Genomic DNA, 15638 nt, shown 5'->3' on the forward strand with positions numbered 1-15638 from the left:
TCGTCCTTTCCATTGTAGGAACTGTGTTCCATTTATATTCATACATATTATAACGCTTTCACTTCCATTTGTAAATGGTCTAGACCTATTTTTGAATAGAATCCAACAAAAAACAGAGTAAGCTTCCTACTTACTCTGTTTGACGTTCCTTAAATTTGCTCGATTTGTACTTTTTCAGCTAGATTCATGGCATGGTCTGCAACACGTGTATAGTGAGAAATGATATCAATAAAGTTCACTCCGGCTTGTGGCGTACATTCACCTTGGTTCAAACGACGAATATGAGTTTTCCGAAGTCTTTTCTCCAATTTTTCAATTGCCTCGTGACGTGCTACCAATTGGTTTGCAAGACTCACATCATTGTGCTCGATAGCTTTCAAAGCATCCTCTACAAATTGATGGGTTTGGTTGTAAATATCTTCCAATTCAGCCAAGGCCGCTTCTGAAAAGACCACTTTCTTACGAATTAAATAATCGGTCAGATTGATCAAGGCTTCCGCGTGATCTCCAATCCGCTCCAAATCCCGTGAAGAATCCAAGATATTGGTGAGAACTTCACTTTCTCTCGGACTCAAGGCTTCACTTGACAAACGAATCAGGTAGCGAGTCAAATCATCATCGATGGTATTGATGGCTTCTTCTGTCTTATGACCCTTTTCAGCTGTTTTCTCATTTTGATGAACAATATAATCATAAGAGAGGCTAAAGGCTTTATCTGCATATCCACCTAAATGAAGCAACTCTTTTTTCGCATTTCCAAGAGCAATCGAAGGCGCTTGGGTGATCAAGTTTTCATCCAAGTAGAGCGGTTCATATTTGACAACCTCATCCTCACCAGGAATCAGCTTGGTCACAAAGTATGCCAAAGCTCCAATGAATGGGAACTGGATGATGGTATTGGTTATATTAAAGGTTCCGTGAGCAAAGGCTATGGTCATTTCTGGGGATAAATGAAGAGTCGTTTCAAACCATTGAATCAAAGAGGTAAACGGAACAAGGAAGACAAGACAGATAATGGTTCCGATAACATTAAAGGCTACATGGGCACCTGCCACACGTTTGGCCGCAATATTAGCTCCCAAGGAAGCAATGATAGCTGTAATGGTCGTTCCGATATTATCACCAAAGAGAACTGGGAGGGCTCCTTTCAGGTCAATCAAATGACTAGCATAGAGATTTTGCAAGATACCAATGGTTGCAGAAGAGGCCTGAATCAAAAGTGTTAAGCCTGATCCAACAAAGACACCCAAGATAGGACTTTTACTTAACTGCACCATATAGTCACGAAAGACTTGCAAATCTTTAAGAGGTTCCATAGCCCCACTCATCAAGTTGAGGGCAAAGAAGATACCACCGACACCAAAAACGATTCGTCCAACATTATTAACCAAACGATTTTTGGTAAAGAAGAGACAAACCGCTCCGATAAAGAGCATGGGAAGAGCGTAGTCTCCTAATTTAAAACCAATGATAAAGGAGGTAATAGTCGTTCCAATATTGGCCCCCATAACAATACCAATAGCTTGACGGAGGGTTAGAAGTCCTGCACTCACCAGACCGACCGTAATCACTGTAACCCCTGAACTCGACTGAATCAAGGCAGTCATCCCAATCCCTACTAGGACCCCTAGAAAGGGATTACTCGTATATTTATCAATATAGTATCGAAGTCGATCTCCTGCAGCCTGTTGCAAGCCTTCTCCCATGGTTTTAATACTATAGAGAAAGAGCCCCAGGCCTCCCAAAAAGTTAAATACAATTTCCTGCCAGTTAATCGACATGTTCATTCCTCCAAATTTGAGATCAGAAATAAAACTCCTCTCCTATTGTAAAGGATAATTTCCAATCACACAAGAGATTTCTGTAAATTTCTATTATTTTTTGAAACCGTTTTTTTCTTTCTGTTTTATTTTCCTCATTTTAAGAGTCAAAAAAAGTTGGAAATTTCCAACCCGAGACTGTAGACAAACTATTCTTTTTTATAAATCTAATAAATTCTATAAAAAGAAATGTTACTCGTTAGAGTAATTCAATCATCTACTGAAACTTTTCGTCGTGAGAAAAGTACCTGAAACTTAATAGTTTCAGGTACTCGGAATTATTGAGACCTTAGGCTCAATAATTAGTCATGGAACTTCGAAGAAGTTCGCTGACGTCCGTACTCACCTAAGGAAAGTTTCTAAGAAGACTTTATCTTTCAATCTGGGCGTGGAAAATTTCCAACCTCTCTAGTCTTTGTTCAAATTGCGCAACATCTCATCGATCTTATTTCCGTATTCGATAGACTCGTCTTTGACAAAAGTAAGATCCGGAATCTTGTACAGTTTCAAATTCCGACCTAATTCACGCTTGATGGTTCCTGTTGCTTTTTCAAGGCCTGTCTGAGCCTTTTGATTGTCTGAAGCCAAATCACTCATAATTGAATAATACACTTTGGCCATAGACAAATCACCTAGCATTTGAACATCCGTAATAGTAACGCCTTGAACACGCGGGTCACGGACTTTCTTTTGTAAAATCTCATTGACTTCACGCTTGATTTCCATCCCTACTCGATCTGTCCGAAAATGACTTGCCATAGGAACTCCTTTCTGCTTTGTGTTTAAAAACTAGGAAATCAGAGGAGAACCCTCTTTTTTCCTAGTCAGCTTGCTTATTTTTTAATTTCTTCCATGATGTAGGCTTCGATGGTATCATCAGTCTTGATATCATTGTAACCTTCAATCATCAATCCACCTTCACGACCATTTGTGATCTCTTTGACATCATCTTTGAAGTGTTTCAAGCTTGCAAGAGCTCCGTCGTAGATCACGACACCGTCACGAATGACACGTACTTTGGAATCACGTGTAACCTTACCACTGAGGACCATAAATCCACCGATGGTACCCACTTTAGAGACCTTAAAGGTTTCACGGATAACTGCTTCCCCGATAATTTTCTCTTCAAACTCAGGATCCAACATTCCCTTCATGGCATCTTCCATTTCCTCGATCACCTTGTAAATGATTGAGTGAAGACGGATTTCTACCTCATCAGCTTCAGCTTGTTGACGAGCTTGTGGCGTAGGGCGGACGTTAAATCCAACGATAAAGGCATTAGATGCTTCCGCAAGAGTGACATCTGATTCATTAATGGCACCAACTGCTGAGTGAACGATGGTCACTTTCACACCTTCCACTTCAATCTTTTGAAGGGAAGCAGCAAGGGCTTCAACCGAACCTTGGACGTCGGCCTTGATAATGACATTAACAGATTTCACTTCACCAGCCTTCAAGGTATCAAAGAGATTTTCAAGGCTGACGCGGTTGGTTGCTTGACGTTGTTTCATCAGAGCACGTTTGGCACGTTCTTCACCAGCTGCACGCGCTGATTTTTCATCTTCATAAACCGCGAAGTGGTCACCCGCCATTGGCGCTTCGTTCAAACCAGTGATAGAAACCGGAGTAGATGGTCCTGCCACCTTCACACGACGTCCAAGGTCATTGGTCATGGCACGGACACGTCCAAAGGTATTTCCGACAACGATTGGGTCTTGAACATTCAAGGTACCTTGTTGAACAAGGAGGGTTGCGACCGCACCTTTTCCTTTATCCAAGCGCGCTTCGATAACAGTACCGATGGCACGAACAGTTGGATCTGCCTTGAGTTCTTGGATTTCAGCCACAAGAAGGACCGTTTCCAAGAGTTCATCGATATTTTGGTTGAACTTAGCTGAGATTTCTACAAATTCAGAATCCCCACCCCAGGCAGTTGACATAACTCCATGCTCTGCCAATTCACCGATGACACGCTCTGGATTAGCTCCTGGTTTATCGATCTTGTTGATGGCCACAATGATTGGGACATTCGCCGCTTTTGAGTGGTTGATAGCTTCGATAGTCTGAGGCATCACCCCGTCATCTGCCGCTACGACCAAGATGGTAATATCCGTAACAGATGCACCACGCGCCCGCATAGAAGTAAAGGCCGCGTGTCCAGGTGTATCCAAGAAGGTAATCTTCTTACCATTTTCCACGATTTGGTAGGCACCGATGTGCTGGGTGATTCCTCCCGCTTCACCTGTTGCTACACGTGAATTACGAAGGGTATCCAAAAGGGTCGTTTTACCGTGGTCAACGTGTCCCATGATGGTGACAACTGGTGGACGCTCTACCAACTCATCTGGATTCAAATAACCATCTTCAACGAAGAAGCGTTCGATATCGGCATTGTCCACTTCAACCTTTTTCTTGGCTTCAATTCCATAATCCACCATCAAGAGTTCAATCGTATCTCCATCCAGCGATTGGTTTTGAGTCGCCATGACTCCCATCATAAAGAGTTTCTTGACGATTTCAGCCGGTTCACGCTTGATGCGTTTTGCGATTTCTGCAACCGTCATTCCATCCGTATACTCAAATTCACTTGGTAATTCATGGAATTTACGCTCTGTTACTGGTTTTGGAGCATCATTACGGTTGTTCTTTCCTTTTTTATTTTTCTTATTGTTATTCCAGTTACTATTTCTCTGATTTCTCACTTGATTTTGACTATTTCGATTCCTTTGTTGTTTTCTTGGACCATCTTCTTCACGATCAAAATCATCGCGTTTCTTATCTGGTCGCGCTTGTTTCTTCCGACGTGTATCGACTTGAGCTGGAGCAGCAGCAACAGCTGGTTTTGTATGGTTCTCAACAGCTGGCTCCTGTACAGGTGCTTTCACTTCTGGTGCTTCTACCCGTTTCCGGCGCTGTTGACGTTCTTGTTCTGCTTTTGCAGCTTGTTGTTTGTAGCGATCTTCACTTCCACGTGCGTATTCAGCATTTTGTTCAGCTTTCAGTGCTGCTGCACGCGCTTTGAAATCAACTTTTGGTGCCACTTGGGGTTGTGCACTACGTCTTTGATCTGGTCGGTTATTGCGACGCTCAGAACCTTGATTTCGCTGTTCATTTCGCTCTTGTGGTCGTTGATTTCGGTTGTCACCATGACGCTGATTGTCTTTGCGATCACGTTTTGGACGATTGTCTTGTTGTTTCCTACGTTCAGCCTGTTCTTTTGCACGCGCTTCTCGTTCCGCTTTAAAGTTACGACTCTTTGGTTTAGCAGCTGGCGTTACTGATTTTGTCTCAGTTGCTCCTTCTTTTTTGACAGGCGCTGCTTCTTTTTTCTCTGCGACAGCCGTTGTCTTGGCAGCCACTTCTGCTACTTTCTTTTCGACTGTTTCTTTTTTCGCTGCAAAGCTCTTGATCAACTTTTCAGCAACATCAGTATCGACACTAGATGCATGACTCTTGACGTCAAAACCTAATTCTTTCGCACGAGTGACGACTTCCTTACTTTCCTTGCCCAATTCTTTGGCAATTTCGTATAATCTTTTCTTAGACAATTGCTGTCCTCCTCTTCTATTCCATAAGAGACCTCATTTTCTTTGAAAATCCAGCATCTACAACAGCGACGACCTTACGGGCACGTCCAATTGCAGTGCTTAATTCTAGTGTTGAAAACACGGTAGATACTTGAACCTCATAATAGCGACCCTTATTTGTCACCTTTTTTGTCAGGTTACTAGCTGCATCATTTGCCAGAAAAACTAATTTTGCTTTTTCTTCCTGGATGGCTTTGATCACGAGTTCTTCTCCAGAAATGAGTTTTCCTGCTCTTTGCGCCAAGCCCAACAAATTACTTATCTTTTGCTTATTCAAGGCCTAACTCTCTTCTCTTCACCTTATGATCTACATAAGCGATCAATTCATCATAGAAAGCTTCTTCCACTTCCATATTAAAGCTACGATTAAAAACTTTCTTTTTCTTAGCAAGTGCCGCTTCTTCATTGTCTAATTTGATGTAAGCACCTCGACCATTGGCTTTGCCAGTTGGATCGATAAAGACTTGTCCTTCTTTATTTTTGACAATGCGGAGCAAATCGCGCTTATCAATAATTTCATTTGAAACGACAGATTTTCTTAAAGGGATTTTTCTTGTTTTTACCATTTTCCCTCCCTCACTTAGTCGACTTGCTCTTCGCCACTTTCTACTTGGTCTTCAAAAGTTTCTTGAGCTGCTTCCATTTCTTCGAACTCACTTGCAGATTTGATATCGATGCGGTAACCAGTCAAATGAGCCGCCAAACGAACGTTTTGACCACGACGACCAATAGCAAGAGATAATTTGTTGTCTGGAACCACAACGAGAGCATGTTTGCTATCTTCATCATCAAAAATAACTTGGTCCACTTCTGCAGGAGCGATCGCATTGTAGATAAATTCAGCTGGATCTGGAACCCACTCGATGACATCGATATTTTCTTCTGTCGGAACCATACGGTCTAATTTTTGATCGTATCGAGCTGGGTGGAACTTGCTGGTAATCTTTTTAATATTCGATCCACCACGACCAACGATAGTCCCAATCGCATCTACGTTTGGATTATGGCTACGAACCGCAACTTTTGTACGATCTCCAGCTTCACGCGCTACACTCATAATCTCAACAGTTCCATCGTAGACTTCAGGAATTTCTTGTTCCATCAAACGTTTGATCATTTCAGGGTGGCTTCGGCTAACAAAGACATTGACACCACGTGGATTATCTTCTACCTTGTAGACAAATACTTCAATTCGATCATGAGATTGGAATACTTCTCCTGGAATTTGGTCTTGCTTAGACAATTGAGCTTCGATCGAACCAAGATTGACATAGATAAACCGATTGTCAAAGCGCTCCACCGTTCCACTCATGATTTCATTTTCATGTTCTTTATAAGTGTTATAGGTGATGGTGCGCGTTTGCTTACGCATTTTTTCCATGATCGTTTGTTTAGCAGATTGAGCTGCTACACGACCAAATTCAGCTGGTGCTTCTTCAAACTTGATCTTGTCCCCCAACTCATAAGCAGAGCTAATGGCCAAGGCATCCTTCAAGCTGATTTCTAAACGGCTATCAAAGACTTCATCCACCACTTCACGAACCGTATAAACACGGAAATCTCCAGTTTTTTCATTGAATTCAATCGCTGCACTTTCTGATTGTCCATAACGACGGCGATAAGCTGAACGCAATGATTCTGTGACGGCTTCGATGATATCTTCTTTTTTGATCCCTTTGTCTTCTTCCAAAATGCGGAAGGCTTCTAGCATTTCTTTACTCATGTTTTTCTTGCCTCTACTATAAAGGCATCCTTTCTTTCATTCTGTTACAATTTTACAGCCAACCTTGCTTTGGACACAAGGTTATAAGGAATTTCTACAGTTTTCTTTCGTGTTTTATCCATATACTCAATGGTCAAAACATCCTCTTCAAAACCTACCAAGTTCCCCTCAAAGACCTTTTGCTTTTCAACAGCCTTATACAAGCTGATATTGACATACTTGCCAACAGCTCCCTCGAGTGCTTCCTTGGTTTTCAAAGGTCTCTCCAAGCCAGGACTGGTAACTTCTAAAAAGTACTGTTCTGGAAATGGATCTGGTTTGATTTGATCCAATAGCGGGCTAATGATTTCTGTCAAATCCGCTGTATCATTCAGTGTGATCCCTTCTGGTTTGTCTACGAAAATGCTTAAGACGTAGTCACCACCCATTTTGCCATATTCAACATCGACCAATTCAAATGGTTCTTTGATGGCAGGCTGAATCACTTCTGTTACTAAGTCAACAATCGTTGCGATGGTTGCCACCTCCTCATAGATAAGAGGCGAAGATATTTCCCCGCCTCTCCTTTTCTATTCATTTAAGGTATTATAACACGATTCCCCAATGATTGCAAGGAATATGCTAAAACTGTGCTTCTACACGGTAAATGACCTGTCCTTTACTTGAGAACTTTTTCTCATATTCCGTCATGACATTCCCCTCAAAATCACTAGCATGAAGGTCTAGCCAGACTCCCTTCAAAGTCATACCATACTGTGAAAAGCTCACCAAACTGTATTCAAACAGACCTCGATTATCTGTTTTAAAGTGAATCTCCCCATGTTCTGGAAGAATTTGCTTGAAGGTATCCAAGAAGGTCTTGTAAGTCAAGCGACGCTTCTCATGACGTTTCTTAGGCCAAGGATCTGAAAAATTCAGATAGAGTTGATCAATTTCCCCATCTTCAAAATAGTTGGTCAAGCTATCTCCGTCTACCCAAAGCAATTTAATGTTAGGAACATCAGCTTCTAAGACCTTATCTAAAGCATAACTCAAGACCGATTTTTGAATATCAATTCCGATGTAGTTGATCTCTGGATTGGCCTTGGCCATCCCAGTAATAAAGGCCCCTTTCCCGCTGCCCACTTCGATATGAATAGGATGGTCATTCCCAAAAATTTCATGCCACTTTCCCTTGGCATCTTCTGGATTTAGGACCACATATTGCGGATTCGCTTCTAATAATTCAGTCGCTCCCTTGCGATTTCTAACTCTCATATTTCCTTTCCATATTTCAACCGGAAATTGCGCAGAGCATAGATCTCGCGATTGACATTTTCTAAATCATTATTTTCATAGTATTTAGCAATTTGGCACAAGAAAGAGTATTGACCAAACCAATAGAGTTTATCAAATACTTTTTGATTGTACTTGTAGCCATAATAGCCTAACCAATCGCGCCAATTAGAATCTGGGATATAGTGACTCAAGATATGCGCCACATCCAACATCCGGTCTGTCAAACGAACAGAGTCCCAATCGACTAGATAAATCAAGCCGCTCTCTGTCTCAATCCAGTTACTATGACGAACATCTCCGTGGACGATCGTCGCATAATCCTCCCGAAAGGCAGGCACTGTCTTACGTAAATTCTTTACGACTGATTGGATATAGTGGTTCTGACGTAGGGCAATTGGCAACCGGTTACTCCAAGAATTGAGCAATTCTAATGGAGATTCCACAGGATAGCCAAGTTTTTTTAATTGAGTCATCAAAGGTCTAGAACGGTGCAATCTCGTTAAAATATTGACGACTTGTTTTTTCGACATCCCATTTGGCGTGAGAATTTCCCCATTCAACCATTCTTGGGCACTCATCACATTTCCATCTGGCAAGCGTCGACTCCATAACAATTGAGGAGCAATCTGTTCTTTTGCTAGACCCGCAAGGATTGGGGTCGTATTCATTTTTACAAAAACGCGCCCACCATCTGGGTAGGTCCCCATGTAGGCCTTCCCACTCTTCCCAGGAATTGGGGTGAGGCTTAGCTCTTTTTCATTCGAGTCCATCTTTTCCTCCGTAAAAAGTTTCCAATCTATTTTACTAATTTTAACGACTTTCGTCAACCAAGCGCGCCATCTTAAATGGAAGATAGAGTAGGATTAAAGCAACTGTATAAGCCAGTAGGCCTAACAACAGGACTTTATCTGAAATAAAGACCAGGCCAATTCCTCCTTCTATCACCGTTATCATCCCCATGACCAGCTGAATCGTTTTGTTCAACCCTGCCTTTTTACTGCCCTTTTTCATCGGGAAAAGGAGGGTCAAGGGTTGGTAATCAAAAGCACTGTAAAGCCCCAGTAATTGAAAAATAACCAAGTAATTGAGCAAGGCTACAAGGGCAATCACTACGAGAGGCTGGGGAATAAAGATGATAGCGAGAATGGAAAGAGCCAAGAGTCGTAGAGTCATAGAGAAAAGATCTCCATTCCGTAGGAAGGAGCGCATATATAAGTGCAGCCACGTATTGCCATGTGTTTTGGGAAGAAGCCCTAAGAAACCATCCAAGTACGCTCTTCTTTTGACACTGTTAGTAATACCTTTCACCGTTGTAAACAAGGCAAAGAAGCGAAGAATCAATTGTTTCCTTGCATTCTCACGAGCAATAGCCAAGGGCCAATTTAAATTTTCATCCTGGTAGAAACGCGCTTCCTTCCAGCTAAAAACAGCCCCTTTAGCCACCCCTAAGACAAGGATATAAGCTACAATAGCAAGTTTATCCAGCCCTGTTGCCAGAAGAAGAGGCACAAATAATAGAAGGACAAAACTTTGAATCAAAAACCAAAACACAAAAGACTTCTTGGCCTGCCCTTTGACATAACGTTTCACTTCCTCTTCCTTTACCAAAAGGAATAAAGCATCGGGCTTCTCTAAGTAGGTCGCAATGGAGCCAATCGGAACCAAGAGGAGCAAGCCAATCATGAGACTCCAGCGGATCAGGCTTGTATCTTTGGGTAGATCTTGCAAGAATTGGCTGTATTGAACCGCCAAAAATCCTATGAAAATCAACATAAAGAGAACGAAATGATCATTGAGAACATAGCGGCTATATTTTACACATTGAGTTCGAAACGTTTCTTGCCGTTTTTTCATCAACTCTTTCATGCTGTTTCCTCTTCTGTCAAGGTCATGTAGATATCATTTAGACTTGCTTTCTCATCCCCAAAAGTTGAACGCAGCTCGTCCAAGGTCCCTTTTGCTCGGACCTGACCCTTATGGAGGATCACAAAACCATCACACATCTTTTCAGCCGAATCCAGAACGTGGGTACTCATCAAAATCGATTTTCCTTTTGCTTTCTCATCTGCCAATAACTGAATCAAATCTGCAATCGCAACAGGATCCAATCCCAAAAAGGGTTCATCGACAATATAAAGACTTGGATCCACTGCATAGGCGCAAATAATCATGACCTTTTGCTTCATCCCTTTTGAAAACTGGGTCGGGAACCAATCTAATTTTTCAGCCAAACGAAATCGTTCCAACAAAGGCTGGACGCGCACCATGACCTGATCCATGTCTAAATCATAGGCCATAGCTACGGTTTCGATATGCTCTCTCAAGGTTAATTCTTCATATAGGCTAGGGGTTTCTGGAATATAGCCGATTTTTTTACGATAGTCTGTTGGAGCTTCTGGAAGACTCAAGCCGTCAATCCGTACTTCCCCAGCATAAGGATGCAGGAGACCAATAATTTCATTAATCGTGGTTGACTTCCCAGCTCCATTAAGTCCAATCAAACCAATCAGTTGGCCATCCGGAACTGAAAAACTCACCTCTTTCAGGACAGGGATGTTGACATAGCCCCCTGTCAACTTGTTGATTTCTAACATATTTTCTCCGATTTCTGGTATAATGTTCTTATATTATAACAAAATTTAGTCTAAATGAGGTGTATTTATGGTTGATGATTGTATTTTTTGTAAGATTATAGCTGGCGACATTCCTTCCTCCAAAGTCTATGAGGACGAGGAAGTCCTCGCATTTTTGGACATCTCTCAGGTTACACCAGGTCATACGTTAGTGGTTCCAAAAAAACACGCTCGCAACCTCTTAGAGATGGACGAAACCGCCACAGCTCAACTATTTGCACGTGTTTCTAAAGTTGCTAAAAAAGTAGAAGCTGCTACCCAAGCTAAGGGAATGAATATCATCAGCAACATGGAAGAAGTTTCTGGACAAACCGTATTTCACACACATGTCCACATTATCCCTCGCTATTCCGATCAAGATGAGCTTGCCATTTCATTTACTGAACACGAGCCTAATTTTGAACAACTAGCAGTTCTCGCAGAAACCATCAAAAACAGTTAAAAAGGAGGCCATATGAAACTCAAAAATCTCTTTTGGTTTGCAACAGGAGCTAGCATTAGCTACCACCTAGTAAAAAACCGCAAAGAAATTAAAACAGAGGTGACTGAATCCAGCCAATTGGTCAAGGGAATTCAAGATAACCTAGCAAAAATCCAACGCAATCTGGATATTATCCAAGACCAAAAGACCAATCTTCAAGAATTGGTAACGGATTTCCAATACAAAACCAAACTATTTAGTCAACAAGCAACAGCTTCTCTAAAAGAAATTCAAGACATCTGGCAACCAAGTAAAAACGATTGAGAAAACTCAATCGTTTTTTTCTTATTCTGAAGGCACCGTAGGTGTCACACTGCTCGACTCTGTAGCTGCAGGAGCAACTGGTGTCACTGGTGCAACAGAACTTTGAGGCGTCACCACTCCCGTATCCTGGGTCGATGGTACAACTGGTAGTTGGTTAAACTCTTGGTAAACAGGTGCTTCCCCAGATGCTGGAACTGGATTTTCAGTTTGAGAAGAAGAAGACTTCAAATCTTCATCTCCATCTAATAGGTAAGCATTGGTTTTCAATGTTTTGATTTCTTTTAGTCCCAAAGCTTTGCGGATGATATTTTGAATTTTCAAGAGATGTTTTGAAGTGACAATCTGATAACTTCCGCCATCTGCTAAGGTGGCATCTTCTCCTTTCAACTGGTACTGATGAATCGTTGAAAGGGCGTCTTTATACCCTAGCAATTGAAGAAGACTATTACTGTCAAGCGCTATGTTGGTTTGCATATTGTCACTAACAGACTCAATGATTCCTTTGTAGTGACTCAAACTATTGAGGCTTAAAACTTTCTCAACAATCTTTTTGATCACTTCACGTTGGCGTTTTTGACGTCCATAGTCTCCTTCTGGGTCTTGGTAGCGCATGCGTGAATAAACGAGAGCTTGGTCCCCATTAATCTCCTGACGTCCTGGTGCGATCTTAGCCGTATATTCTGGCTCATTTTCCTCGATCGAGATATCGAAGTCAAATGGATTGTTAACCGTGATACCACCAACCTTATCCACTAATTGAACCAATCCCTTCATATTGATCATGACATAGCGGTCAATATGGATATTCAAAAGATCTTGAATGGTCTTAATGGCTAACTTGGCACCACCTTGAGCATAAGCCGAATTCAATTTTGCTTGGACCGTTTCGCCATCTGAAGTAATATTGGTTAGGATATCTCTTTCCAAGCTCGTCATGGTTGTTTCTTTTGTTTGAGGATTGACAGTCACCAAAATCATGGTATCACTATTGCCGGCCCAAGGATCTTCCCGAGAACCGCTACCTGTATCAACCCCCATCAAAAGGATAGTCATCGGCTTGTTTTCTGCAATGACATTGGTCTCATTTCCAAAGCCTTTATAGGTCTTACTGAGAGTCCCAGTCGTTTGGTTTAGGATGGTAAGGCCATAGGCCCCAATCCCAATCACTGTTACCGTCAATAAGCTCAAAAACATCAAAATAATTTTTTTAACCATTTAGAATCTCTCTCTAATCTATCAGTTTCCCCATAAGGTAAACATCTAAGAATTCTCCTTCAGCTGAACAAGCTCCACGAGCTTGACAACCTTCGATCTCAAAACCTAACTTTTTATACAGGTGAACTGCTCGTTCATTGCGCACTTGGACATTCAAGACTAGTTTCCTAAGAACACCCGTCGAGTGCGCCCACTCAATTCCTTCTTCCAACAAGATCTGTCCAAGTCCTTGATTCCAATAAGTTTTTCGAACCACAATAAAGACATCACCAATATGCCGAACAGACCGTTGAGAAGCTGCAGTGATATTTAACAAAGCTGCCAGTTCCTGATCTAGAAATAGCAAGAGGCAAATCCGATTTTCCGCCATTTCTTGCACCATTAGAAATTGCTCCATGTCTGCTGGAGACATGCCAATTCCAGCTTCATCTAGCGTCATGTAATCTGACTCTTTCCCAACTTGATTTAAGAAATCAACGACAAGAGCCGCGTCTGCACTTTCAGCTTGCCGAATTTCTACTGTCACTTCCTTTTCCTTAGTCATCGGTTTTTTCCACCTGCTCAAAGGATGCCAGTAAAGCTTCTGCACGCGCTCCATGAGCTTCAAAAGCTAACTCTCGACCATCTTCTAATTTTCGGATAAAAATTTTTAGATAAGCATCCGAGAGACTCGGCTCAATCAGCTCTCCCCATTCAATAATGGTAGCACCATCTCCAAATAGGAAATCATCTAAATCAATAGAATCTGGATCATTCCCAATCCGGTAAACATCCAAATGGTATAAAGGCAAGCGGCCTTCGTATTCACGAACAATGGTATAGGTCGGGCTTTTAATCATCTGATCAATCCCTAACCCCTTTGCAATTCCTTTGGTAAAGGTCGTTTTTCCTGCTCCTAGATCACCTGATAAGATAATCACGTCTTGCTTTTCTAAGAGTTTTCCTAGCTGTTTTCCTAGAGCGATCAGCTCCGTTTCATTATGACTAATCATTTCTCTATTATACCAAACTTTTTAAAAATCTGCTCTTTCTTTTAGAAATTGTTCGACTCCGGTTTGTTTTTGAGAAAAAGGAATCAAAGAAAACAGGAAATTCTCCCATTCATTCCCTCAATCCATCTAAAAAGGAATGGGAGACAACTCCCATTCCTTTTTGGCACTTTTCTGATACTTAATTCAAGGCCATGCTAACGTAGTTTAAAATAAAGAGAACATCTAGGATCCAAATCATGCTGTGCACTTCTTTGGCTTGTCCTTTAACCACTTTCACCAAGCTATAGGTGATAAATCCAGCAGCGATCCCTTGTGTAATCGAGTAGCTGAAGCCCATAAAGATAGAGGTGAAGAAAGCAGGAACTGCTTCTGACATATCTTCCCAATGGATATTTTTCAAGCCACTCAACATCATGATCCCAACAACAATCAAAATTGGGGCTGTAGCAGCGGTCGGTACAATCGCCAACAAAGGACTAAAGAGACTTGAAATAGCAAAACAGATCGCTACAACCAAGGCTGTCAAACCAGTGCGTCCACCAGCTCCAATACCAGCTGCAGATTCAACATACGTCGTTACGTTTGAAGTTCCTGCAATAGCTCCGACTGAAGTCGCTACAAGGTCTGAATAGAGGGCCTTATCTAATTTCGCTGATTGATGGTTTTCCCCATTTGTCGCAACAATCCCAACTTTTTCACCCGTACCGATTAAAGTTCCGATTGTATCAAAAATATCAGTCAAGGAGAAGGCTAAGATGGCCATTAAGGTCTCAGGCAAACGAGACATATTGGAAATCAAAGAACCCAATCCTTTCGATCCTAAAGCTTGACCAAAGATCTTGCCTAAATCATTAAAGGCAGCTCCTAGATGATTACTTGCAAAGTCGATTTTAGTGATATCAACCACATGGATGAGAATTCCAAGCACAGTCGTTGCTAAGATAGAAAGGATAATCCCTCCCTTAATCCCTTTGACAACAAAGAAAATAGTAATCGCAAGACCAACAAGAGCCAAGAGGACAGCCGGATTGTTAAAATCAACCAATCCAGGAACAGCAGATGCATTGGCTGAGATCGTTGCATTCGCCTTATCTGCTCCTTCTCCAACCACTGTATAGGTATGAGGGTCAATCGTGAATTTCAAAAATCCCGCATTCTTAATTCCAACATAGGCCAAGAAAATCCCGATCCCAGCTGAAATAGCAGAGCGAAGAGCGGTCGGAATCGATTCGATGATCATCTTCCGAACATTTGTCAATGTGATAATCAATGAGATCACACCACAAATGAAGACCATTCCCAAAGCTTCCTGCCATGAGTAGCCCATACCAAATACAACGGTAAAGGTAAAGAAGGCATTCAAGCCCATCCCAGGTGCTTGTGCATAAGGTAAATTGGCATAAAAAGCCATCATCAAGGTTCCGACAACGGATCCAATAATCGTTGCAAGGAAGACTCCTTGAGCTGGCATACCTGTTTGTGACAACATTTGAGGGTTTACGAAGAGGATATAACTCATCGCAAAAAAGGTTGTCAAACCAGCAAGAACCTCTGTTCGAACAGTGGTTCCATGTTCTGAAAGTTTAAAAAACTTATCCATTTCAGAATAAACTCCTTTTTCATCATTCTCGCTCCCAATCAATTT

At 41.8% G+C, this 15638-nt stretch carries 16 protein-coding genes and 2 pseudogenes; 2 read left to right on the plus strand and 16 right to left on the minus strand.

The genetic code is table 11. The features are described 5' to 3' along the window. Window positions 1-149: 149 nt before the first annotated feature. The 12 genes and pseudogenes from QM870_RS08960 to QM870_RS09015 form a co-directional block, all read right to left on the minus strand. Complete coding sequence (locus tag QM870_RS08960; protein WP_049498095.1) at window positions 150-1781, minus strand: Na/Pi cotransporter family protein; 1632 nt, start codon at window positions 1779-1781, stop codon at window positions 150-152. Between the two features lie 447 nt (window positions 1782-2228). After that, on the minus strand, window positions 2229-2579 hold the full coding sequence (rbfA, locus tag QM870_RS08965; RefSeq protein WP_003003976.1) for a 30S ribosome-binding factor RbfA: 351 nt from the start codon (window positions 2577-2579) through the stop codon (window positions 2229-2231). A 74-nt stretch (window positions 2580-2653) separates the two neighbouring features. After that, window positions 2654-5149 (minus strand): annotated as a pseudogene (infB, locus tag QM870_RS08970) (translation initiation factor IF-2); the annotation flags it as partial. A 95-nt stretch (window positions 5150-5244) separates the two neighbouring features. Then, a pseudogene (locus QM870_RS08975) lies at window positions 5245-5368 on the minus strand (translation initiation factor IF-2 N-terminal domain-containing protein); the annotation flags it as partial. A 16-nt stretch (window positions 5369-5384) separates the two neighbouring features. Next, a complete protein-coding gene (locus QM870_RS08980) occupies window positions 5385-5684 on the minus strand; it encodes a YlxQ-related RNA-binding protein (protein ID WP_414369342.1) in 300 nt (99 codons plus the stop codon). Further along, window positions 5677-5973: an RNase P modulator RnpM gene (gene rnpM / locus QM870_RS08985; protein ID WP_003010401.1), complete on the minus strand. Its 297-nt coding sequence runs from the start codon at window positions 5971-5973 to the stop codon at window positions 5677-5679. Before rnpM ends, QM870_RS08980 begins: the two co-directional genes overlap by 8 nt. 14 nt (window positions 5974-5987) lie before the next feature. Continuing rightward, the gene (gene nusA, locus QM870_RS08990) at window positions 5988-7130 is read right to left on the minus strand and encodes a transcription termination factor NusA (protein WP_003010402.1); all 1143 of its coding nucleotides are present in this window, start codon (window positions 7128-7130) and stop codon (window positions 5988-5990) included. Window positions 7131-7174: 44 nt separating this feature from the next. Next, window positions 7175-7654 (minus strand): ribosome maturation factor RimP, encoded by a 480-nt coding sequence (gene rimP / locus QM870_RS08995; RefSeq protein WP_021154518.1) that lies wholly within the window; start codon window positions 7652-7654, stop codon window positions 7175-7177. Window positions 7655-7751: 97 nt separating this feature from the next. Then, complete coding sequence (gene trmB / locus QM870_RS09000) at window positions 7752-8387, minus strand: tRNA (guanosine(46)-N7)-methyltransferase TrmB (RefSeq protein WP_024056398.1); 636 nt, start codon at window positions 8385-8387, stop codon at window positions 7752-7754. Further along, a complete protein-coding gene (gene ccrZ, locus QM870_RS09005; RefSeq protein ID WP_003003852.1) occupies window positions 8384-9178 on the minus strand; it encodes a cell cycle regulator CcrZ in 795 nt (264 codons plus the stop codon). The genes trmB and ccrZ overlap by 4 nt, the downstream gene beginning before the upstream one ends. 40 nt (window positions 9179-9218) lie before the next feature. Then, the gene (locus tag QM870_RS09010) at window positions 9219-10274 is read right to left on the minus strand and encodes an ABC transporter permease (protein WP_195327271.1); all 1056 of its coding nucleotides are present in this window, start codon (window positions 10272-10274) and stop codon (window positions 9219-9221) included. Beyond that, window positions 10271-11002, minus strand: coding sequence for an ABC transporter ATP-binding protein (locus QM870_RS09015; RefSeq protein WP_045760251.1), 732 nt, complete (start codon window positions 11000-11002; stop codon window positions 10271-10273). Before QM870_RS09015 ends, QM870_RS09010 begins: the two co-directional genes overlap by 4 nt. 67 nt (window positions 11003-11069) lie before the next feature. Between QM870_RS09015 and QM870_RS09020 the strand changes: the two genes are divergently transcribed. Further along, a complete protein-coding gene (locus tag QM870_RS09020) occupies window positions 11070-11483 on the plus strand; it encodes an HIT family protein (RefSeq protein WP_003012582.1) in 414 nt (137 codons plus the stop codon). Window positions 11484-11495: 12 nt separating this feature from the next. Then, a complete protein-coding gene (locus QM870_RS09025) occupies window positions 11496-11786 on the plus strand; it encodes a hypothetical protein (RefSeq protein WP_003012641.1) in 291 nt (96 codons plus the stop codon). A gap of 21 nt (window positions 11787-11807) precedes the next feature. Here the strand turns inward: QM870_RS09025 and lytR are convergent, their stop codons facing one another. The 4 genes from lytR to QM870_RS09045 all read right to left on the minus strand — a co-directional run bounded on the left by lytR (window position 11808) and on the right by QM870_RS09045 (window position 15593). Continuing rightward, window positions 11808-13001, minus strand: a complete 1194-nt coding sequence (gene lytR, locus QM870_RS09030) for a glycopolymer--peptidoglycan transferase LytR (RefSeq protein ID WP_070594438.1) — start codon at window positions 12999-13001, stop codon at window positions 11808-11810. Between the two features lie 13 nt (window positions 13002-13014). Beyond that, window positions 13015-13545, minus strand: a complete 531-nt coding sequence (locus QM870_RS09035) for a GNAT family N-acetyltransferase (RefSeq protein WP_070594437.1) — start codon at window positions 13543-13545, stop codon at window positions 13015-13017. Next, entirely contained in the window at window positions 13538-13993 is a 456-nt protein-coding gene (gene tsaE, locus QM870_RS09040) for a tRNA (adenosine(37)-N6)-threonylcarbamoyltransferase complex ATPase subunit type 1 TsaE (RefSeq protein WP_031575203.1), read from the minus strand. The genes QM870_RS09035 and tsaE overlap by 8 nt, the downstream gene beginning before the upstream one ends. A gap of 178 nt (window positions 13994-14171) precedes the next feature. Then, window positions 14172-15593 (minus strand): NCS2 family permease, encoded by a 1422-nt coding sequence (locus QM870_RS09045; protein WP_070594436.1) that lies wholly within the window; start codon window positions 15591-15593, stop codon window positions 14172-14174. Between the last annotated feature and the right edge of the window lie 45 nt (window positions 15594-15638).

It is taken from the genome of Streptococcus parasanguinis (assembly GCF_047463195.1).
In the GTDB taxonomy this organism is placed as follows: domain Bacteria; phylum Bacillota; class Bacilli; order Lactobacillales; family Streptococcaceae; genus Streptococcus; species Streptococcus parasanguinis_R.

Bases quoted from the DNA above. Each gene is read 5' to 3' on its own strand.
- QM870_RS09035 (WP_070594437.1), bottom strand. From the start codon at position 13,545: ATGACTAAGGAAAAGGAAGTGACAGTAGAAATTCGGCAAGCTGAAAGT.
- trmB (WP_024056398.1), bottom strand. From the start codon at position 8,387: ATGAGAGTTAGAAATCGCAAGGGAGCGACTGAATTATTAGAAGCGAAT.
- ccrZ (WP_003003852.1), bottom strand. From the start codon at position 9,178: ATGGACTCGAATGAAAAAGAGCTAAGCCTCACCCCAATTCCTGGGAAG.
- rbfA (WP_003003976.1), bottom strand. From the start codon at position 2,579: ATGGCAAGTCATTTTCGGACAGATCGAGTAGGGATGGAAATCAAGCGT.
- rnpM (WP_003010401.1), bottom strand. From the start codon at position 5,973: ATGGTAAAAACAAGAAAAATCCCTTTAAGAAAATCTGTCGTTTCAAAT.
- QM870_RS09020 (WP_003012582.1), top strand. From the start codon at position 11,070: ATGGTTGATGATTGTATTTTTTGTAAGATTATAGCTGGCGACATTCCT.
- QM870_RS09015 (WP_045760251.1), bottom strand. From the start codon at position 11,002: ATGTTAGAAATCAACAAGTTGACAGGGGGCTATGTCAACATCCCTGTC.
- QM870_RS09045 (WP_070594436.1), bottom strand. From the start codon at position 15,593: ATGGATAAGTTTTTTAAACTTTCAGAACATGGAACCACTGTTCGAACA.
- QM870_RS08960 (WP_049498095.1), bottom strand. From the start codon at position 1,781: ATGTCGATTAACTGGCAGGAAATTGTATTTAACTTTTTGGGAGGCCTG.
- QM870_RS09025 (WP_003012641.1), top strand. From the start codon at position 11,496: ATGAAACTCAAAAATCTCTTTTGGTTTGCAACAGGAGCTAGCATTAGC.
- nusA (WP_003010402.1), bottom strand. From the start codon at position 7,130: ATGAGTAAAGAAATGCTAGAAGCCTTCCGCATTTTGGAAGAAGACAAA.
- lytR (WP_070594438.1), bottom strand. From the start codon at position 13,001: ATGGTTAAAAAAATTATTTTGATGTTTTTGAGCTTATTGACGGTAACA.
- QM870_RS09010 (WP_195327271.1), bottom strand. From the start codon at position 10,274: ATGAAAGAGTTGATGAAAAAACGGCAAGAAACGTTTCGAACTCAATGT.
- tsaE (WP_031575203.1), bottom strand. From the start codon at position 13,993: ATGATTAGTCATAATGAAACGGAGCTGATCGCTCTAGGAAAACAGCTA.